Origin of the sequence: Acidocella sp. MX-AZ02 (assembly GCF_000306035.1) — a bacterium.
Taxonomy (GTDB): Bacteria; Pseudomonadota; Alphaproteobacteria; order Acetobacterales; family Acetobacteraceae; genus Acidocella; species Acidocella facilis.
This window is the reverse complement of the sequence record NZ_JH976208.1, coordinates 312,120-332,448: the sequence shown is the minus strand read 5'-3', so window position 1 is coordinate 332,448 and position 20,329 is coordinate 312,120. Positions and strand designations below refer to the sequence as shown.

18 protein-coding genes and 1 tRNA gene are annotated in these 20,329 nt (G+C 66.3%); 3 read left to right on the top strand and 16 right to left on the bottom strand.

Annotated features, from left to right (window positions below; translation table 11 throughout):
• Nucleotides 1-95: 95 nt before the first annotated feature.
• From mnmE to MXAZACID_RS09780, 15 genes are all read right to left on the bottom strand, one after another.
• Nucleotides 96-1,361 (bottom strand): tRNA uridine-5-carboxymethylaminomethyl(34) synthesis GTPase MnmE, encoded by a 1,266-nt coding sequence (mnmE, locus tag MXAZACID_RS09850; RefSeq protein WP_008494157.1) that lies wholly within the window; start codon nt 1,359-1,361, stop codon nt 96-98.
• Nucleotides 1,358-2,518 (bottom strand): low temperature requirement protein A, encoded by a 1,161-nt coding sequence (locus MXAZACID_RS09845; RefSeq protein ID WP_008494156.1) that lies wholly within the window; start codon nt 2,516-2,518, stop codon nt 1,358-1,360. Before MXAZACID_RS09845 ends, mnmE begins: the two co-directional genes overlap by 4 nt.
• Nucleotides 2,518-3,984 (bottom strand): carboxypeptidase M32, encoded by a 1,467-nt coding sequence (locus MXAZACID_RS09840; protein WP_008494155.1) that lies wholly within the window; start codon nt 3,982-3,984, stop codon nt 2,518-2,520. Before MXAZACID_RS09840 ends, MXAZACID_RS09845 begins: the two co-directional genes overlap by 1 nt.
• On the bottom strand, nt 3,981-4,664 hold the full coding sequence (locus tag MXAZACID_RS09835) for an SURF1 family protein (protein WP_008494154.1): 684 nt from the start codon (nt 4,662-4,664) through the stop codon (nt 3,981-3,983). Before MXAZACID_RS09835 ends, MXAZACID_RS09840 begins: the two co-directional genes overlap by 4 nt.
• Nucleotides 4,665-4,667: 3 nt before the next feature.
• Entirely contained in the window at nt 4,668-5,519 is an 852-nt protein-coding gene (locus MXAZACID_RS09830; protein WP_008494153.1) for a cytochrome c oxidase subunit 3, read from the bottom strand.
• A 70-nt stretch (nt 5,520-5,589) separates the two neighbouring features.
• A complete protein-coding gene (locus MXAZACID_RS09825; RefSeq protein WP_008494152.1) occupies nt 5,590-5,793 on the bottom strand; it encodes a hypothetical protein in 204 nt (67 codons plus the stop codon).
• Nucleotides 5,790-6,725 carry a heme o synthase gene (locus MXAZACID_RS09820; protein ID WP_008494149.1) on the bottom strand — a complete coding sequence of 312 codons (936 nt, stop codon included), beginning with the start codon at nt 6,723-6,725 and terminating at the stop codon, nt 5,790-5,792. Before MXAZACID_RS09820 ends, MXAZACID_RS09825 begins: the two co-directional genes overlap by 4 nt.
• Nucleotides 6,726-6,733: 8 nt before the next feature.
• Nucleotides 6,734-8,332 carry a cytochrome c oxidase subunit I gene (gene ctaD, locus MXAZACID_RS09815; RefSeq protein ID WP_008494148.1) on the bottom strand — a complete coding sequence of 533 codons (1,599 nt, stop codon included), beginning with the start codon at nt 8,330-8,332 and terminating at the stop codon, nt 6,734-6,736.
• An 11-nt stretch (nt 8,333-8,343) separates the two neighbouring features.
• The gene (gene coxB / locus MXAZACID_RS09810) at nt 8,344-9,231 is read right to left on the bottom strand and encodes a cytochrome c oxidase subunit II (RefSeq protein ID WP_234731733.1); all 888 of its coding nucleotides are present in this window, start codon (nt 9,229-9,231) and stop codon (nt 8,344-8,346) included.
• A gap of 133 nt (nt 9,232-9,364) precedes the next feature.
• A complete protein-coding gene (locus MXAZACID_RS09805) occupies nt 9,365-10,033 on the bottom strand; it encodes a cytochrome c oxidase subunit II (protein ID WP_008494146.1) in 669 nt (222 codons plus the stop codon).
• Nucleotides 10,030-10,743: a 1-acyl-sn-glycerol-3-phosphate acyltransferase gene (locus MXAZACID_RS09800; protein WP_008494145.1), complete on the bottom strand. Its 714-nt coding sequence runs from the start codon at nt 10,741-10,743 to the stop codon at nt 10,030-10,032. The genes MXAZACID_RS09805 and MXAZACID_RS09800 overlap by 4 nt, the downstream gene beginning before the upstream one ends.
• Nucleotides 10,744-10,799: 56 nt before the next feature.
• A complete protein-coding gene (locus tag MXAZACID_RS09795; RefSeq protein WP_008494143.1) occupies nt 10,800-11,624 on the bottom strand; it encodes a rhamnan synthesis F family protein in 825 nt (274 codons plus the stop codon).
• A gap of 221 nt (nt 11,625-11,845) precedes the next feature.
• Nucleotides 11,846-13,822 carry a class I SAM-dependent methyltransferase gene (locus MXAZACID_RS09790; protein WP_008494142.1) on the bottom strand — a complete coding sequence of 659 codons (1,977 nt, stop codon included), beginning with the start codon at nt 13,820-13,822 and terminating at the stop codon, nt 11,846-11,848.
• On the bottom strand, nt 13,822-15,522 hold the full coding sequence (locus MXAZACID_RS09785; RefSeq protein ID WP_240376638.1) for a methyltransferase domain-containing protein: 1,701 nt from the start codon (nt 15,520-15,522) through the stop codon (nt 13,822-13,824). The genes MXAZACID_RS09790 and MXAZACID_RS09785 overlap by 1 nt, the downstream gene beginning before the upstream one ends.
• Nucleotides 15,523-15,565: 43 nt before the next feature.
• Complete coding sequence (locus MXAZACID_RS09780; protein ID WP_008494140.1) at nt 15,566-16,879, bottom strand: UDP-glucose/GDP-mannose dehydrogenase family protein; 1,314 nt, start codon at nt 16,877-16,879, stop codon at nt 15,566-15,568.
• A gap of 131 nt (nt 16,880-17,010) precedes the next feature.
• On the opposite strand from MXAZACID_RS09780, the gene MXAZACID_RS09775 reads away from it, so the two are divergent.
• Nucleotides 17,011-18,084, top strand: coding sequence for a glycosyltransferase family 4 protein (locus MXAZACID_RS09775; RefSeq protein WP_039885156.1), 1,074 nt, complete (start codon nt 17,011-17,013; stop codon nt 18,082-18,084).
• Between the two features lie 54 nt (nt 18,085-18,138).
• Here MXAZACID_RS09775 and metZ read toward each other — a convergent pair whose 3' ends face one another.
• Complete coding sequence (gene metZ, locus MXAZACID_RS09770; RefSeq protein ID WP_008494138.1) at nt 18,139-19,323, bottom strand: O-succinylhomoserine sulfhydrylase; 1,185 nt, start codon at nt 19,321-19,323, stop codon at nt 18,139-18,141.
• Between the two features lie 249 nt (nt 19,324-19,572).
• Between metZ and MXAZACID_RS09765 the strand changes: the two genes are divergently transcribed.
• Nucleotides 19,573-19,646 (top strand) — tRNA-Gly (locus MXAZACID_RS09765).
• Nucleotides 19,647-19,840: 194 nt separating this feature from the next.
• Nucleotides 19,841-20,329, top strand: a 489-nt coding sequence (locus MXAZACID_RS09760; protein WP_008494137.1) for a M28 family peptidase, incomplete at its 3' end; no start/stop codon positions are given.

Genomic DNA, 20,329 nt, shown 5'->3' with positions numbered 1-20,329 from the left:
CCCTAGAAAAAAGCGGCGAAAAACGTTTTGGGGGGGGCAACGGCGTTGTCCCCCCCCCCAACGTCTGTGGGGACTTTATTCGATCGCTACCTGGCCTACTTCCCGATACAAAACCCCGAGAATACCGCGTCGAGTATCTCCTCAACCCCGATCCCGCCCGCCAGCCGCGCCAGCGCCGAGGCCGCCGTGCGCAGCTCCTCCCCGCGTAATTCCGGTTCCGCCAGCGCCAGCGCCATATCCAGCGCCTGCACCACATCGCGCACACAAGCGATCTGCCGGGGCCGGGCCAGGGCGACGGCGCCCTGGCGGTCGGTCAGCGCGGCGGCTTCCTCGGCGAGGCGGGCGCGCAACGCCGCCATGCCCGCCCCGGTTTTGGCGGAGATGCAGAATTCGTCTGGGTTTTCGGCGAGGTCGGCCTTGGTGCGCAGGCGCAGCACCGCGGCACCGGGCGGGGCCTCGGCATAATCCGCCCCGGGCGGCGCTACCAGGATGACAAAATCCGCAGCCCCCGCCTTGGCTTTGGCGCGGCGCACGCCTTCGGCCTCGATCGCGTCCTGCGTTTCGCGCACCCCGGCGGTGTCGGTCAGGTGCACCGGCACGCCGCCGAGATCCACCCGCACCCCCAGCGCATCGCGGGTGGTGCCGGGAATGTCCGAAACGATGGCGACATCTTCGCCGGCCAGCGCGTTCAGCAGCGTGGATTTGCCGGCATTCGGCGCGCCGAGAATGACGAATTCCAGCCCCTCACGCAGCCGCGTTGCGGCCGGGGCGGCGTGCAGGCCGGCCTGCATCTCGTTGCGAAGATCGCTGATGCCGGCAAGGAGATTGGCTTCCACCTCGGGCGGCAAATCTTCATCCGGGAAGTCGATCAGCGCTTCCTGGCGGGCGATGATCTGGCGCAGCCGCTCGCGCCAATCGGCGGCCTGGTCGTGCAGCCCGGCCTCCAGCGCCTGGCGGCGCTGCGCCTCGGTTTCAGCGGCGATGAGATCGGCCATCGCTTCCGCCTGCAACAAATCCATGCGGCCATGCTCGAAGGCGCGGCGGGAGAATTCGCCGGGCTCGGCCGGGCGGGCGCCGAGTGCGACCAACGCGGCGCTCACCGCCGCCAGCACGGCGCGGCCGCCATGCAGGGAAATTTCCGCCACATCCTCGCCGGTGAAGCTGCGCGGGCCGGGGAAGGTGACCAGCAGCGCTTCGTCCAGCAGCGCGCCGCCCTGGCGCAATTTGCGCAGCGCCGCCTGTCGGGGAGGCGGCAAAGCGCCTGCCAGCGCCTGGGTGATTTTGAACGTGTCCGGCCCGGAGAGGCGCAGCGTGGAGATGGCGCCGCCGCGCCCGGTGATCGGCGCAAAGATCGTGCTCACGGCGTGCGAACCAGCTTGTTGGAGATGAGAATGACGGCAAGCAGCACGGCCAGCACCAGCGTGCCGAGCAGCCAGAGCGGGGCGAGAGGCGAGACCAGCGCCAGAACCGCCAAGCCGCCCAACCCGTAGAGATGCGAGGGCGGGAAGCGCGGATGCAGCATGCGGCGAAAAATGCCATTGCCGAGCAGGAAGGCGGCGGGGCCGCCAAGCAGCATCAGCCCCTGCCCCATTGTCGGCGCATGCAACGGCGCCTCCAGCAGAAACGCATCGCCGGCCGCGACGACGATGATCGCCGCCACCAGCAGCCCGTGCGCGTAGGTGTAGGCGGCGCGGGCAATCTTGCCGACATCCTGGGCATGGGCGAAGGCGTGGGCGGTGCGCTCGGCGGCATCGTTGAAATAGATCCACCAGAGCGCGAAGGCGGCCAGCAGCGCCAGCAATGCGGCCAGGTAGGTTGGCGCGCCCCAGTGCAATTCGGAAAAATTCGCGCCGATGACGGTGATGGATTCCCCCAACGCGATCAGCACGAAGCCGGCGCAGCGCTCGGCCATGTGCCGGGCATCGACCTGCCAGTCCTGCGTCGTCGAACGGCCGAGGCCGGGGACGTAAAATCCGTTGACGGGGCCTGAAAGATCGATCAGCAGCGCGGCGATCCACAGCGCCATGCGGGCACTGCCCTCGGCCAAGCCGCCCAGCAGCCAGAGCCCGGCGCCGATGCCGAGCCAAATGGAAATACGCTGGAAATTCCGGTAATTTCCCGAATCATGCCGCCGCAGCGCCCAGAGCATGAACATAGAGCGGCCGAGATTGAGCCCGCCCAACCCGATGGCGAAGGCAAGGCCGCGTTCGGCGAAGGCCTCCGGCAGCGACGCGGCCAGCAGCAAGGCGCAGCCCATCAACCCCAGCAACAGCAGCTTCACCGGGCGGCGCTCCGGGTCGATCCAGTTGGTCACCCAGCTGGTATAGACCCAGCACCACCACATCGCCGCGAACAGCATCAGCCCCTGGAACGCGCCCAAACTATTCAGGTGGGTGCGCAGAAATTCCGAAATCTGGGTAACGGCGAAGACGAAGATCAGATCGAAAAACAGCTCGATCTGCGTCACCGGCGCGGGGGCACCGCGCCGGCGCAGCAGGCTGGAGGAGGCGGCAAACATCAGGTGAGGTAGCGGGCGGTGAGATGCGCCTCGAAATAGTCCGGGTTCAAAGCTTCGCCGGTGGCGCCTTGCAGGATTTCATTGAAGCCGGCGGAGGCGCCCCGCGCGTGCACATGCCGCGCCAGCCAGCCGGTCAGCGGCGAGAGATCGCCCTGCGCCAGCGCGCCGTCCAGATCCGGCAGCGCCTGGCGCGCCGCCGCCATCAGCTGCGCCGCCGCCATCGCCCCCAGCGTGTAGGAGGGGAAATAGCCGATCGCGCCATCGAACCAATGGATGTCCTGCAGGCAGCCCCGCGCATCGTCCGGCGGGGTGATGCCGAGCAGGCCCTTCAGCCCTTCATTCCAGGCGCCGGGCAGGTCTTTCACCTGCAGCGCACCGGAGAGCAGGCGCTGTTCCAGCCGAAAGCGCAGCAGCACATGCGCCGGGTAGGTCATCTCATCCGCCTCGACGCGGATGAAGCTGCGCTGCACCCGGCGCAGGCGGTGTTGCAGCCCGGCCAGGGTGATCTCCTTGCCGAACGCCGCCGAGGCCAGCGGGGCGAGATAGCCCAGATAGGCATCCGAGCGCACCGCCTGCATCTCGATGATGAGGGACTGGCTTTCATGCACCGCCATCCCGGCCGCCGCCCCCACCGGCTGGCGCGCCCAGGCGGCGGGGAGGTTCTGCTCATAGAGCGCATGGCCGGTTTCGTGCAGCACGCCCATCAAAGCGGCGGCGAAATCGGCTTCGTCATAGCGGGTGGTGATGCGGATATCGGTTTGCGTGCCGCCGCAGAACGGGTGGGCGGAGATATCCAGCCGGGCGGCGTTGAAATTCAGCCCCGCCGCCTGCGCGAGCTTGCGGGCCAGCGCCGCCTGCACCGCTTCCGGGTAGGGGCCAGGGGGCAATTCCTGCTGCGGACGGGTGGCCTGCAAGGCCTCGGCCTTGGGCAGCGCCTCGCGCAGAAAGGCCTCGTAACGGGTGAAAATCGCCTCGGCCTGCGCCGCATCGATGCCGCGCTGATACTGGCTCATCAGCGCGTCATACGGCGAGAGCCCCAGCGCCTGGCCGAGGATCTCCGCCCCCTCGCGGGTGAGCTTCACCACCTCTTCCAGAGCCGGGCGGACGGCTTCGAAATCGCTGGCTTTGCGCGCATTGCGCCAGATGGTTTCGCAGGCCCGGCCGGCGCGCACCTGCGCCTGGACCAGCGCGCCCGGCAAGGCGGTGGCGCGCAGATGCGTCTCGCGCATCAGAGCCAGGTTTTTGCCGTCCCAGCCTTCGGCCTGGGCGGCGGCGAGATTCTCGCCGACCTCAGGCGCGCAGAGAAACTCGTGGCTGAGCCCGGCCAGCACCGCGAGCTGCTCCCCGCGCGCCGCCGCGCCGCCCTCGGGCATCATCGCGGCGGCGTCCCAGCCGAGCATGGCGCTGGCTTCGTCCAGGCAGGCGATGCGGTTGAAGGCGGATTTCAGGGCTTCGTAAGCGCTCATGTCGACAGCAGCCTTTTACGTGCGAGAAAGATGAATTCGAACACCAGGACCCCGGCGAAGCCGAACCAGGTGAGCGCATATCCATAATGGTTGTTCGGCGGGGTGGGCAAATTCTGCGCCGGCTGCGGCGCCGTACTGCCCGGCGGCGGCAGCGGCCCGAGCGCGATGAGCATATAGGGGGCGACATTGTGCAGCCCCATGCCGGCGCCGATGCGCGCCGGGTCCAGCGTGTAATAATGCTGGGCCTTGGGGTTGTCCGGCGGAGCGAACCAGCCAGGGCTGATCGGGGCGTGGATATAGCCGGACGGGGGGACGGGCGGATCGGCCAGAGGGGTGGGGACGCTCTGCGGCACCCAGCCGAGATCCACCAGCAGAATTTGCCCATCCGGCCGGCGCAGCGCCATGATCAGCTCGCCGCCGGAGATCGGCCCGCGCGGCCCGTCATGCACGATCTGCCCGTAAAGTGCCGCCTTGCCCGGCAGCCAATCCCCGCTGGCGGCAACCTTCTCGAACGGGCCGGGATGCGGCCCGAGCGGGACCGGCGGGGCCACCTGCGCGGCGCGGATCTGCGCGATGATGCCCTCTTTCCAGCTCAGCCGGTGCAGCTGCCAGACGCCCAGCGCGATGAAGGCGCAGAAGGCCGCGAGCCCCAGAGCGGCGGGCAGGATCAGCCGGCGCAAGAACTATCCCGCCGTGACCGCGCTGCGGCCGAGATAATAGATGCAGACAAACAGGAACAGCCAGACCACATCGACGAAATGCCAGTACCAGGCCGCGGCCTCGAAGCCGAAATGCCGCTCCTTGGTGAACTGCCCGGCCCGCGCCCGGAAGAAGCAGACGGTGAGGAACAAAGTGCCGATGATGACATGCGCGCCGTGAAACCCGGTGGCGATGAAGAAGGAGGAGGCGAAAATGCCGCCATGATAAAACGGGAAGGGCGAATGGGTATATTCCCAGGCCTGGCCGCAGAGGAACATCAGCCCCAGCACGATGGTGATGCCAAGCCCGCGCACCAGGTTCTTGTTATCCCCTTCCAGCAGCGCGTGATGCGCCCAGGTGATGGTGGAGCCCGACAGCAGCAGCACCATGGTATTGAAAAGCGGGATCGCGAACGGGTCGATCGTCGTCACCCCTTGCGGCGGCCAGACCGGCGCGAAGGCGGTGCCCATTTTGTCCGGGTAGAAGAAATAGTTGAAATAGTTCCAGAAGAAGGAGACGAAGAACATCACCTCCGAGGCGATGAACAAGGCCATGCCGTAGCGCAGGCCCATCTGGGTGACGATCTTGTGCAGGCCAGGGGTGCGGGCCTCATGGATCACATCGCGCCACCAGAGGAACATCACGCTGAGATCCGCGACGCCGCCGATGGCGAGCACGATGAAATCATGAAAATGCGCCGCCAGGATGATACCGGTGAAGGTGATCATCGCCGCGGTGGCGCCGAAGAGCGGCCACAGGCTGGGATCGACGAGATGGTAAGGGTGGGGCACGGTGCCCTTCACCTGGTCGGTCGCGGTATGGATTGAGCCGCTCATCTGTTTCCCTTTCTTCCTTGAGGCGTTTCCTTGAGGCGTCTTTTTTAGGCGGTGTCTTAATCGGCGCGGATCACCACATCTGGCCGTATTCGTGCAGCTTCACCAGCGCGATCACATAGACGATCAGGCAGAACCCGCCCAAGGCGGCGAGCAGCAGGAAATTCCTGGCCCGGCGGCGGCGCAGAAACTCCGCCTTCTGCTCATCGCTCCAATGCGATTCGGTAAGCTCCACCCGGGGCATCTCATCGAGCTTGCGGGCCATGGCGCGGCTCATACCAGCCGGTCCACCGCGCAGGCGGCAAACAGCAGGAAGAGATAAAGGATGGAGAATTTGAAGGCGGCGCGGGCCGGGGCATCCTTGTTCAGGCTCACCCCTTTTTCGTCCTGGTCGTCGCGCAGCACACCCCAGGCGTAATAGATGAAGGCGCCACCCAGAACCAAGGCGGTCAGCCCGTAAATCGCCCCCGCCAGCCCCATGAACCAGGGCGAGAGCGCCAGCGGGAACAGGATCAGCGTGTAGATGAACACGTTCCAGCGTGTATGGCGCGCCCCCTTCACCACCGGCAGCATCGGCACCCCGGCCTTCTCGTAATCGGTGGAAGCGTAGAGGGCGAGGGACCAGAAATGCGGCGGCGTCCAGAAAAACACGATGAAGAACAGCACCATCGGCAGCAGGCCGATATGGCCGGTGACCGCCGCCCAGCCGATGACCGCCGGGAACGCCCCTGCCCCGCCGCCAATGACGATATTCTGCGGCGTGCGGCGCTTGAGCCAGATCGTGTAGATCACGGCATAGTAGAAGATCGAAAAGGCCAGCACGCCGGCGGCGCAGAGATTGGTCGCCATCGCCAGCAGCAGAACCGAGACCACCGAGAGCACGACGCCAAAGCCCAGCGCCCCGGCGGCCGAGATCTTGCCCGCCGGGATCGGCCTTGAGGTGGTGCGGCGCATAATCGCGTCGATATCGCGGTCATACCACATATTGATAGCCCCGGCCGCGCCGGCGCCAAGGGCGATGCAGAAAATCGCGATCGCCGCCATCAGCGGGTTGATATGGCCGGGCGCGATCAGCAGCCCGATGGCGCCGGTGAACACCACCAGCGACACCACGCGCGGCTTCAGCAGGGCGATCCAGTCCGCCGGCTCGGCGCCCAGATGCGGCACCGCCCGGCTGTTGGACAGGAACTCAGAGACGTGGTCGGACAAATCGGCTCCTAACGGATGATCGGCACATCTTCGAAGGTATGGTGCGGGGCCGGGCTGGGCACCGCCCATTCCAGCGTCGTCGCACCCTCACCCCAGTAATTATCCGCAAGCTTCTGCTTCGAGGTGAACACCGCGTAAAGCACATAAAAGAAGATCAGGGTTGAAACACCCGAGACCATCGAGCCGACGGAAGAGACGAAATTCCAGCCCGCGAAGGCATCCGCATAATCCGGATAGCGGCGCGGCATGCCGGCCAGCCCCAGGAAATGCTGCGGGAAGAAGGTGAGATTGACGCCGATGAAGAAGGTCCAGAAATGCAGCTTGCCCCAGAATTCCGGGTATTGGTGGCCGCTCATCTTGCCGATCCAGAAATAGAACCCGGCGAAGATGGCGAAGGCGGCCCCCATGGAGAGCACATAATGGAAATGCGCGATCAGGAAATAGTCGTTATGCAGCTCCTGATCCAGCCCGGCATTGGCCAGCACCACGCCCGTCGCCCCGCCAATGACGAACAGGAAGATGAAGCCCAGCGCCCAGAGCATCGGGGTTTTGAACTCGATGGAGCCGCCCCACATGGTGGCGATCCAGGAAAACACCTTGATGCCGGTGGGCACCGCGATGATCAGCGTCGCCACCTCGAAATAGACCCGGCTATCGGTCGAGATGGCCGAGACGAACATATGGTGCGCCCAGACCACGAAGCCGACAAAGCCGATGATCACCATCGCATAGGCCATGCCGAGATAGCCGAAGATCGGCTTGCGGGAGAAGGTGGAGACGACATGGCTGATGATGCCGAAGGCCGGCAGGATCATGATGTAGACTTCCGGATGGCCGAAGAACCAGAACAGATGCTGGAACAGCACCGGATCGCCGCCGCCGGAGGGCTCGAAGAAGGAGGTGCCGAAATTGCGATCCATGATCAGCATGGTCACGGCCCCCGCCAGAACCGGGATCGCCAGCAGCAGCAGGAAGGCGGTGACCAGGATCGCCCAGCAGAAGAGCGGCATCTTGTGCATGGTCATGCCCGGGGCACGCATATTGAGGATGGTGGCGATGAAATTGATCGCCCCCAGCAGCGAGGAAATGCCGGCCAGATGCAGCGAGAACAGCGAGAAATCCGTGGCCACGCCGGGGGAGTACTGGGCATTGTCCAGCGGCGGGTAGAGCGTCCAGCCCGCGCCGGTGCCGGTGCCCAGGAACAGCCCCAGCATCACGAACACGAAGCCCGCCACCAGGAACCAGAAGCTCATATTATTCAGCCGCGGGAAGGCCATGTCCGGCGCGCCGATCATCATCGGCACGAACCAGTTGCCCATGCCGCCGATCAAAGCCGGCATCACGAACCAGAAGATCATGATCAGCCCATGGGCGGTGATGATGGCGTTCCAGGTATTGCCGCTGGTGATGATGTCGTTGTGCGGATACATCAGCTGCTGGCGCATGATCATCGAGAGCACGCCGCCGAAGCAGCCGCCGATGAACGCCATGATGATGTAGAGCGTGCCGATATCCTTGTGGTTGGTGCTCATCAGCCAGCGCGCGGCGAAGCTCTTTTTATGGTGGCCGTGAGCGTGCAGGGCATGTTGGTCAGCGGTAATGGACATTCTCTGGCTCCTCAGCGCGCGGCGTCAGCCAACAGGGTGCGGGGGATGGCGGGGGCGGCGGCCGGCGCAGTCTGCGCGTAATTGGTTAGCGCCTGCTTGGTCCAGGCGATGTAATCGGCCAGCGGCACCGCCTTGATCTCGATCGGCATGGCATCATGGTTGAGGCCGCAAATCTGGTTGCATTGGCCGTAATAGGTGCCGGGCTTGTCGATCTCGGTCCAGCTGGTGAGCTGGGTGCCGGGAATGGCGTATTTCTGCACCCCCAGCGAAGGCAAATAGAAGCCGTGCAGCACATCGGCGCTGGTGATGACAAAGCGCACCTTCTTGCCCACCGGCAGCACCAGCGGGTGATCGACCGACAAACGGCGGATCTCGCCGGGTTTGATCTCATTATCCGGGATCATATAGCTGGTATAATCAAGCCCCGGCACGGAGTCATACTTATATTCCCAATACCACTGATGTCCGGTGACGGTGACGGTCATGTATGGGTCGCTGTCATTCGCCTCGTAATAGATGAGGTTGATCGAGGGCACGATGATGGCGACCAGGATCAGGCAGGGCACCACGATCCAGATGATCTCGATCAAGGTATTATGGGTGGTCTGGCTGGGCTTGGGGTTGCGCCCGGCGCGGTAGCGCACCATCACATAGCCCATCAGGATGGTGACGAAACCCACCACCCCGGCCATGATCCAGAGCACATATTTCATCAGCCAGTCGATCTTGGCCTGCATCGGGCTGCCGGCCGCCGGAAACCAGAGCTGCCAGTTGAATGGCGCGTCCACATAGTGATTGGCTGCCGCCGTGGGGTCCGGGGCGGCACTCTGGGCCAGGCCAGCGTGGCACCATAGCCCGCTTGCCGCCGCCAGCATTGCCAACGTCAAGGCAGATTTCACTCTCAGCTTCATGCGTCTGCATCCCGCTTTATTTTCATTGGCCGTTTCCAAGCCTTCTTATGTTGGAAACGATACGGGCGGCGGCAGGGGAGATCAAGCGAAATAGGCGAGTGTCCCGGCTTGCAGCACTCGCTCAGCCGCGTTGCGCCGCCAGCCAGGCCCGATAGGCCGGCAACGGCAAGGCTTTGATCTGGATCGGCATCGGCTGATGATCGTCGCCGCAGATCGGGCTGCTCTGGCCGTCATACAGGCCGGGCCTGGCGATCACCGTCCAGCCGGTGAGGAGGGCGCCGGGCAGGGCGTAGATCTGCAGCCCCAGCGCCGCGACGAAGAACCCGTGCATCACATCGCCGCTGGTCACCAGAAACCGGATTTTCTCCCCCGCCGGCACCACCAGCGGATGATCGGCGATATCGCCATAGACCGCGCCGGGGGGAAGCCGCTCCCGTGGCACGGCGCGGCTATCGAAGCCCAGGCCGGGAGCGGAGACATAGTCGTAATGCCAGTACCATTCATGCGCGGTGACGCTGACGGTGAGATAAGGCGGCTCATCGCCGCGATAGAGCATCCGCGCCGCCGGGATCGCCAGCACCAGCAGCACCGCCAGCGGGACGACGATCCAGCCGATGGCGGTGATTTTTTCCGGGCTGAAGCCGCGCGGGGCGAGGATGTTGTGCAGCAGGCGGCGCAGGCCCAGATAGCAAAGCGCCAGCACCGCCAGCCCGAGCACCGCGACGATGAGCCAGCCGGCGAAGCCGAGCAGCAGCGCCAGCTCCTGATGCATGAACTGGTTGGCGCTCACGCCCCCGGCAGCTCCCGGCCCTGGCGCAGTGCGGCGGCGTTGGCGCTGATCTGGCGCTCCAGCGCCGCACTCATCTGCTTGCGGTTGGCATAGCTGCCCGGGGGCATCGGTTCGCCGAGCAGGATGGTCGCCCGCACCCGGCGCCGGCCCAGCAGCGGCAGCAGATGCGGGGCAAGGTCCATGTCGCCGTACCAGGCCACCAGCGGCCGATCGGCATGGCGGAGGGGCTGGCCCTCCAGCCGGTCATAGACGATGGTCACCGGCTGCACCCAGGGCTTGGCGGCGCCGAAAGCCAAAGTGAAGAAGGCCGAGGCGAAGGGCAGCACGCGGTTGCCGTCCGAGGTGGTGCCTTCGGGGAAGAGGATGATATTATCGCCCGCCTGCAGCCGGGCCTCCAGCAGACGCTGCTCCTGCGCCACCGTCTCGCGGTTGCGGGAGACGAAGATGGTGCGGCCGAGCCTGGCGATGAGCCCGATGCCGGGCCAGCCGGCGACCTCACCCTTGGCGATGAAACAGCCCGGCAGCGTTGCCCCCAGCGCCACGATATCCAGCCAGGAGCAGTGATTGGCGACGAACAAGGTCGGCCGGCTGGGGCTCAGCCCACCCAGGCAGCGCCGCTCCAGCCCGATGATGCGCGCCACCCCGCGCCAGTAAAGCCGCGCGAACCAGGCCTTGCCCCGGCCCGGCAGGTTCAGCAGCACCGCCTGCACGGCGATGGCGAAAACCGTCCAGAGCAGGGTCGCAGCCGCCCGGCAGACCAGCCGGATCAGGGCGCCCCACCCTTCAGCATCAGCCGCAGATCCTGCTCGATCGGCCCCGGATCCGCGCCCAGCTCGTCGCGCACGACATCCTTCCAGTCCCCGACATCCTGCACCTTGCTGGGATTGTCGCGCAACAGCTCGCGCTTGATGAAGGGAAAGCCGGTGAGCAGCAGCTGGCGCCAGAGATCGGAGGTCGGGTTCATCGCCACCCGCCGCGCGACATTGTCGCGGATATTTCGGACCTGCGACAGCCTGGCGGCATTCACCGGGTCCACAAAATTGCCGTCCTGCTCATCGGCCACCAGCGCCTTCAAAACCTCGAAGCTCACCATCTTTGTCAGCGTCTCGTAGGGCCAAAGCGCCGCGCAGAGCAGCCCGCCCTTCATCATCGCCTGGGTGATCCCGACCTCGTAGCGATGCACGATAAACGGCTTCGCCGGCACCGGGCGCACGCTATTCCAGAATTTCCGCCAGGCCTTGGCGCGCAGCGCGGCGGGGCCGAAGGCCAGGAAGTAGGATTGCAGATGGTAGCGCAGCTGCCAGCTCTCGGTCAGGCCCCAGATATCGGCGCGGGTATAATCCAGCCGGCGCAACACATCGCCCAGCGGCAATAGCGGCCCGAAGACGCTGTCATTGGCGAGGATCACCTCCTCGGTCTCCGCGCGCGGCAGGCCGAGGCGGTCGATCGCGTCGCGCCAGGCGCCGAAATCATAGCCGACATTGCGGCGCAGGATGATGCCGGCGCAGATCTCGCGCAGCTCTGCCTGGGCCACCTCGTTCAATTTGCCGGCATTGCTGACGAAGACCACATCCCGGCCGCTGGCCCGCAAGGCACGCAGGATAGCTGAAGACCTGAGCCCGCACGCCGCCACGGCCGTCATAATGCATGAACAGCACCACGCGCGGGCCGAGCGCGATACCGGCCTCCGGCCAGGAGCTCAGCGTCTGCCGGGGCGAGCGAATCCAGCCGATCAGCCGCGCCAACGGCACCCAGAAATACCAGCGGCCGATGGACAGCACCCTGCGGGCGATGCGTTTCACAGCTCAGCCCTCATGCGCTCTGCTCATCCAGCACCTGCCACAGATCCTCCGGCGAATCCTCATAGGAGGCCAGATGGGCTTTCAGCAGCCCGACCGCCTCCTCGCCGCGTTCGAGCTTGAACAGCGCGATGACTTCGCCGCGCAAAGCTGACCAGAAGAGCGGGTGGGCCAGCCCGCCAGGCGGAGCCTGGGTCAGCAGATCCTCTCGCAGCCGGGCCAGGGTCGCGGCGGCGCGGCGCTGGCCATTGGGCAGCTGCAGATAAAGCATGCCGACGGAAAACAGCGCATCCTGCGCCGCGCGGGAGAAAGGCGGCCGCAACGCCGCGAGTACGGGGCCAAGCGACTGCGCCAGCGCCTGCGCCTCCTCATACCGGGCCGCGTTCACCAGCCGCACGAACACCCCAAAGCGCAGCGTCTCCACATCCTCGCCCGCCGCCGCCAGCATCTCGGCCACCGGCAGCGCGGCGGCGGCGTCCTGGCCCGGGGCGAGATGCAAATTCGCCAGGCTGAGCAGGGCGTTGCGGCGCAGACCGGCGGGCAGATCCGCCCCCGGCGCGGCGCCGAGCAGCCCGGCTCGCAGCGACGCCGCCTGATCGATGGCCCCGGCATTCACCAAAGCCACGAAACCCCGCCAGCCACCGATCAGGTCGCCACGCGCGATCAGCGCCGCTGCCACGCCCGGCGCGCCGGCCTCGGCGGCGCAGAGCAGCAGCTCCAGCCGCAATACATCGCCGACGCTGGAAGAGAGCAGGTCATCGCCGAGCGAGCGCCGGCCGAGCGCGGCCTGCAGCGCCTCCACCGCCTGCAGCCCCAGCGCCATCACCGGGCGCACCGCGCTGCGGGCCTCGCCGCGGGCCAGGCGCTGCATGGCGCGTGCGAACAGGATCATGCCCAGCCCGTGCGGCATTTTTTCGCCCAGCCCTTCGAGCTGCGCCTGCGCCGCCCCGTCGGGCAGCGCGGTCAGATCCTCCAACCGGTAGCCATAGCGGGCCGCAGCACCTGCATTCAGCATCGCCCAGGCGCTCTCGCAGGCGGCTTCGTCGGCATCGTTGGCGGCGTCGAACATCGCCCTTCCGGCAAAGCCGAACTGGATGTCGCTGCCCACCGGCGCGCGCGCGGCGCGGGCTTCCATATAGCGGCGATAAGCGCGCCAGGCCGCGCCCTGGTCCTCATCCAGCGCCAGCGGCGAAGGCGAGGCATAGGCGACCAGCGCCGAGCGCTTCTGGCGCACCGCCACATGCGCGAATCCGGCATCGCGCAGGGCGCGCTCCATGCTCGCCACACTCTGCAGCACCACATGCGCGGCGGGGACGATCAGCGCGTCCAGCTCCAGCGGTGCCAAGTCCGGGGTGATGAAATCCGCCGCCGGGGTGGTCAGCATCAGCACCCCGTCCTCGGCGATGGCCCGGCGCATCAGCCGCAGAAATTCCGGCGGCTCGTTGATATGCTCGATCAGCTCGGTGCCGACGATGACATCCCACGGCCCGTCCTTCAGCGTCTCCTCGGTGAAGAAGCCCTGGATCACCGGCAGCTCCAGCGCCTTGGCGCCGATCGCCGCCAGCGGCGAAGGATCGTACCCGACGCCCTGCCAGCCTTTGCCATGCACGCAGAAATCCAGCCCGAACCCGTAGGCCCCGCCGACTTCCAGCACCCTCGCCCCCGCCGGCTTGACGATGCGCGCCAGCGCCGAGGCGATCGGCCAGGTGCCAGCGCCCATCTGCGCATAATAAGGCGGCCAGCCGATCTCGATCAGCTCGTCACGCCCATAATCCACCACCGGCAGCGTATCGACGAACAGCACCGTGCAGGCCGGGCAGCGCAGCAGGTTATAATCCAGATCCAGCCCCGGCGGGTGGTGAAACACCGCCAAAGCCGCCTCGGCGCTGCCCTCATGCCCGCAATTCGGGCAATGCGCCGCCTGGCTGCGCCCGTGCAGCCATTCCGCTTCGGTGTAAGCGCTGATCCGATACCGGCCGGTCGAACTCATCAGGCGAACAGCTCCGGGGCGCGTTCGCGCAGCGCCGCGTTCAGCTCCTCACGCCGCGCCCACAGGCTGCGATACCATTCCATGCGCGCCTGCACCTGATAGGCCAGCATGCGGTTTTCCGCGACATAGGCGCGGGCATTATCGGCGATGCGGCGGGTCGCTTCCGGGTAGGCCAGCAGGCGCAGCAGCGCCGCGCGCAGCTCCGCCGCATCGCGGAACAGCACCCCGGTTTTGCCGTCCTGGATGGAGGCGGCATAGACGGTATGGCTGGCCAGGGCGCAGACCCGGGCCGCGCCGGCCTCGATGAATTTCAGATCCGACTTGGCGCGGTTGAAGGGGGTATCCTCCAGCGGCATGAAGCTGATCTCGGCGGCGGCAAGCTCGCGCAGATAGGTGGCATAATCCACCAGCGCCGGCTCGAAGCTTTTATGCGGGGTCTCCAGCGCTTGGAAGAAGCCCTCATCGAACAGCACCCGGAAGCGCAGCCGATCGCCGACGGCGCGCGCCACCTCGTTGAGCACCGGCATCAGCAGCGCCCAGTCCCGCTGGCGATTGAGCGCGCCGAAGAACAGGGTGAGATGCTCGGGGTCCTGGAAATTCTGCACCTGCGGCAGCTCGAACACGCCGTTGGGGAACACCGCCAGCTCCGGGTTCTGCGCGCGCAGCGCCTCGCCCAGCACCGGGGTGCTGGTCTGCACCGCATGCACGCCGCGGAAGGTGAGCAGCTGGCTCAGATCCACCCCGCGCTCTTCCATGAACATCGGGTGATCGTCGAATTCGCTGACCACCAGATAATCCTGCGCCAGCAGCGCGCGCACCCGCGCCAGCCCTTCCTCGCCCAGCAGCAGCGGCCGGTGCAGCATGGCGATGCGCGGCACATTGTTCAGGCGCGGGCGCAGCTCCGCCTCCGGCATCACCGTCGCCAGCACGCTGCTCTCGGTGCGCAAGGCGCGCATCGGCTCCAGCACCCGCACATCGGAAACACCGCCCTGCGGCGTCAGCATCGTCGCGGCGATGTCCAGCCAGGCCGGGGCGGCCTTGCGGGCGCGCAGGATCACCTGAATCGGGGCACAGCGGCGCTTATACTCCTCGACATCAACGCCCAGCGCCTGCAACAGCGGCGCCGCGAGCGTGGCGAACTGCTCGGCGCGCTCCATCTCGGTATTCGGACGCGGCGCCGCGTCCACCAGCTCCAGCCCGGCCTGCCCCAGCGCCTCGATCATCGTGCGCGGGCTGAACCAGCGCAGATGGGTGCGATCGAACAGCCCGTTCTCCTCGTACTGGAATTTGCCGACGAGCAGCCGCGCCACCACGCTCCAATGCTCGATATTCGGCGTGCAGACGACCACCGTGCCCTCCGGGGAGAGCAGCTTGGCATGCGCCTGCAACAGCGCCCAAGGATCGCGCAGATGCTCCAGCACATCGCCATAGACGATGCAGTCGAGGCTGCCTTCCGCCAGCCCGAAGGGATTCGGATCAGCCTCGACATCGCCGACGAACACTTCCGTCAGCCGGGTGCGGGCCTGGACGGCCGCGTCCTCGTCGATATCGATCCCGAGATAGCGGCAATTCGGGTTGCGGCGCAGATAATTCGCTCCCAGCGCGCCTTGCGCACAGCCGACATCCAGCACGGTTTTCGCCGTCAGCGGAATCTTTTCCAGCAATTCGGGATTGGCAAAATCCGGATATTTGGCGTGCACGGCGTTCAAGCGATCATTCCTCGCGGTTGGGGCGGTCTTTTGGTCACGGCAGCGGGCGCCCGATGCCGGTATAGGTGAAGCCCGCCGCGCGCAGCGGCGCCGGGTCGAAGACATTCCGCAGATCCACCACCACGTCGCCGCGCATCAGCTCGCGCAGCCGGGCCGGGGGCAGCACCCGGAATTCGTTCCATTCCGTGACCAGCACCAGCGCATCCGCGCCGGTGAGGGCGCCAGCGGCATCCGCCGCCAGGGTGACGCGCGCGGGCAGCAGCGGCCGGGCGGTTTCCATCGCCTCCGGGTCGAAGGCCTGGATGCTGGCCCCGCGCGAGACCAGCCCGCGCACCAGCGGCAGCGCCGGGCTTTCGCGCATATCGTCGGTTTCCGGCTTGAAGGCGAGGCCGAGGACGGCGATCACCTTGCCGGCGACATCGCCGCCGCAAGCCGCGACCACACGCGCCGCCAACCCATCCTTGCGATGGTCATTCACCGCCACCACCGACTGGATCAGCCGCGAGGGTGCGCCCGCCTCCTCGGCGATGCGCATCAGCGCCAGCGTATCCTTGGGAAAGCAAGAGCCGCCGAAGCCCGGCCCGGCATGCAGGAATTTCCGCCCGATCCGCCCATCCAGCCCGATGCCGCGGGCGACATCATTCACATCCGCCCCGACCTTCTCGCAGAGATCGGCCATCTCGTTGATGAAGGTGATCTTCATCGCCAGGAAGCCGTTGGCGGCGTATTTGATCAGCTCCGCCGTCTCCAGCCCGGTGAACAGAATCGGGGTTTCGATCAGATAAAGCGGGCGATAGAGCTGGCGCAGCACCTCGCGGGCGCGCTCGCTCTCGGCGCCGACGACGACGCGGTCCGGCCGCATGAAATCCGGGATGGCGCTGCCCTCGCGCAGGAATTCCGGGTTGGAGGCCACCTCCACCGCCAGGTCCGGGCGCAGCCGGCGGGCCATTTCCAGGATCGTCCGCCCGGTGCCGACCGGCACGGTGGATTTGGTGACGATGACCGCCGGATGGTCCAGCGCCTTCAGCACCTGCTCGACAGCGGCATAGACATAAGTGAGATCGGCATGGCCATCGCCGCGCCTTGTCGGGGTGCCGACGGCGATGAAGATCGCCTCCGCCTCGGCGATGCCCGCTTCCAGCGTTTCGGGGAAGGTCAGGCGCCCGGCGGCGGCGTTATCGGCCACCAGCTTGTCCAGGCCCGGTTCATAGATGGGGATGCGGCCCTCCAGCAGCATCTGGCGCTTGGCGGCATCCGCCTCGACCACCGCCACGGAGACGCCGAATTCAGCGAAGCAGGCCCCCGAGACAAGCCCGACATAGCCGCCGCCGATAATCGCGATCCTCAACCCCCAAACCCTCCGCACCGGTTTGTCCTGCTCCCTGCTTCTGGCGTGGCCGGCAGGCCAGCACAAGCCCTGGCCGGCGGAAAACAAGAGATCTTCAAATTCCCTCCGGTTTCAGCCATGGTCCGCGCCAGATGAGCCTCACCACCCTTTCCGCCTTGTCACTCCCCCGTCATCTCGCCCTCATGGGCGGGCTGGCGATCTTTTCCGGCATGATCGTCCGGGTGATGATCTCCATCGGCGTGCCGGACCATCCGGATGCGCGCAAGGCGCACGCCCAGACCACGCCGAAATCCGGCGGGGTCGGCATCGTCTTCGCCTTTCTGCTGGGGGTGCTGCTGCTCTATCGCTACGGCCAGGTCTCGCGCCTGGCGGAGGGGTATTTCATCGGCGTCATCGCCGCGTCGGTGCTGATCGCCCTGGTCTCGATGGCCGACGATCTGTTGAACATGCCCTTCACAGTGAAGCTCGGCACCCAGCTGCTGGCCGCCATCGCCGCCGTGGCCTCGGGGCTGTATCTGCATGATCTGGCGCTGCCGGGATTCGGGCTGACCCCGCTTGGCTGGCTCGGCCTGCCGCTGACACTCGGGTTTCTGCTCTATGTCACCAACGCGATGAATTTCATCGACGGGCTGAACGGGCTGGCCGGCGGTGTCACCCTCATCGCCTGTTTGTTCCTGGCCGGCATCGCCGGGGCGCTGGGCGGGTTTTTCATCTATACCGCCTCCCTGCTGCTGGCCGGTGGGGTGCTGGGGTTTCTGCCCTTCAACTTTCCCAAGGGCCGGATTTTCATGGGCGATGTCGGCAGCCAGTTCTGCGGCTTCATGCTGGCTCTGTTCGGGGTGGCGGCGGCGCGGTTCGAACAGGTGCAGCTCTCTTTCCTGCTGGTGCCGCTGCTGCTCTCCGGCGTGCTCTATGATGTGACCTTCACCCTCATCCGCCGCACCCTGGCGCGCGAGAACATCGCCCGGGCGCATCATGGCCATCTTTATCAGGTGGTGCGCCGGGCCGGGATGGATGCGCGGCTGGTGGCGGTGATCCATTGGCTGTTCGCGCTGCTGGGCGGGGTGACGGCGATTGGCTTCGTCGCGGCGAATTCGGCCTCGAAACTCTGGATCGGGCTGCTGCCGCTGGTGGTACAGGTGGTCTGGACGTTTTACGTCGCCGGGCGGGCACGCCGGGCGGGGATCGGCAGCTGGTCTAGCTAAGAAAGTCGTGGGGGGATTTTTGTAAAAATCCCCCCACACCCCCTAAAAACTTTTTTAGACCTTATCCAAGGCCTGGGCGAGGTCCTCGACCAGATCCTGGGCATCCTCCAGCCCCACCGACAGCCGGATCGTGCCGTCAGTGATGCCGAGCTTCGCCCGCTCCTGCGCGCCGATCTTCATATGCGTTGTCGTCGCCGGATGCGTCGCCAGGGATTTGGTGTCACCAAGGTTATTAGAAATCGTGATAACCCGGAACGCGTTCATCATGCGGAACGCCTCCGCCTTGCCGCCTTGCAGCTCGAACGCCACCAGCGTGCCGCCGCCGCTCATCTGGCTCATCGCCAGCTCACGCTGCGCGAAGCTCGCCAGGGTCGGGTACAAAGCGCGCTTGATCTTCGGATGGCCATCCAGGAACTGCGCCACCTTTTCGGCAGTCTCGCTCTGCGCCTTCACCCGCAGCGCCATCGTCTCCAGACCCTTCAGGATCACCCAGGCATTGAAGGGCGAGAGCGACGGGCCGGTATTGCGGAAGAAGGGCTGGAACACCTCCTCGATCCATTTTTTCGAGCCGAGCACGGCGCCGCCCAGCACCCGCCCCTGCCCGTCCATATGTTTGGTGGCGGAATACACCACCACATCCGCCCCCAGCTCCAGCGGCTTCTGCAGCAGCGGGGTGGCGAAGACGTTATCCACCACCACGACCGCCCCGGCCGCATGCGCCAGCTTGGAGACGGCGCGCAGATCGACAATATCGAGCATCGGGTTGGAGGGGCTCTCCAGCAGCACCAAAGCGGTGGGCTGGCTCAGCGCCGCCGTCCAGCCTTCCATGTCGGCGCCATCCACGAACACGCCTTCAATCCCGAATTGCGGCAGCAGGGTGGAGATGATCCAGTGGCAGGAGCCGAACAGAGCGCGCGAGGCCACCACCCGGTCGCCGGTCTTCAAGCCGCACATCACCGCGCTATGCACCGCCGCCATGCCGGTGGCGGTGGCGCGGCACGCCTCCGCCCCCTCGATCTTGGCCAGGCAATCCTGCAGCATCGTCACCGTCGGGTTGGCGAAGCGCGAATACTGGAAATGCTCGACCTGGTTGGCGAACACCGCCTCGGCCAGGTCAGCGCTTTCATAGGTAAAGCCGGAGGTGAGGAACAAGGCCTCGCCATTCTCGTCCAGATTGGTGCGGATGCGCCCGGCATGGATCAGGTCCGTGGCAAGGCGGGTTTTCGGCGTGTCGGACATCTTCGGTGGCCCATCTTTCAAGCGCGGTGCGGACAAACTCTGTCCGGCCCGGGGCCAGGCGGGGCGCGCGCAACCCTCCGCCGGGCCTCTTTAGCGCTTATTTTGCTCCGTCCCGCCAGGGGACGCCTCGCCGCAATCCGGCCGGACAAATCACGAGGTGCCCCAACGCCTAGCCCTCCGGGGGAGCGCGGTCAATGCTCCAACATGGCTTGCGCAGCCAGACGGGCTCGACTATGTACGCCCTCACGGGCGGGTATGATGTAATGGTAGCCTGCTAGCTTCCCAAGCTCGATGCGCGGGTTCGATTCCCGCTACCCGCTCCAGTTTCCCGTCCGGCGATGCCCGCCGACGGTTGAAAAACCCCTGAAATTCCTGTATTTTTCCAACCGTCACTGATTGTCCGTGACGGCGATGCTGGATGCCAGGCCGAAGCATATCCGCTTGTCGCACCGCCATCGTCCCCCGCACCTCTCCGGCGCCTTGCCGCCACCCACGATAACGCCTGGACCCGCCGCCCATGAACCAGCCCGCCGCCATCCAAGCCACCATCCGCGAGACGATCAGCCGGATTTTGACGCGGGTGAACGCCCTCTCCGCCGGCGGCCCGGGCTGGACCCGCCCTTCCTACAGTGACCTGGAATCCAGCGCCCACGCCCTGATCGAGGAAGAGGTGCTACGCCTTGGGCTGGAGGTCTCGCGCGATGAAGCTGGCAATCTCTTCGCCCGGCTGCGGGGCAGCGACCCGGCCGCGACCCCGCTTTATGTCGGCTCGCATCTGGATACGGTGAGCCAGGGCGGCGCTTATGATGGCCAGGCGGGTGTCGCCGCCGCCATGGCGCTCGCCGCCTGCTTCCACGCCACCGGCACCCGCCCGAAGATGGATTTCGTCGTCACCGTCACCCGCGCGGAAGAGAGCGTCTGGTTTCCGGCCTCCTATATCGGCTCGCGCGGGCGTTGGGCCGCTGACCCGGCAGGATATGGAGGTGACGCGCGCCGATACCGGGCA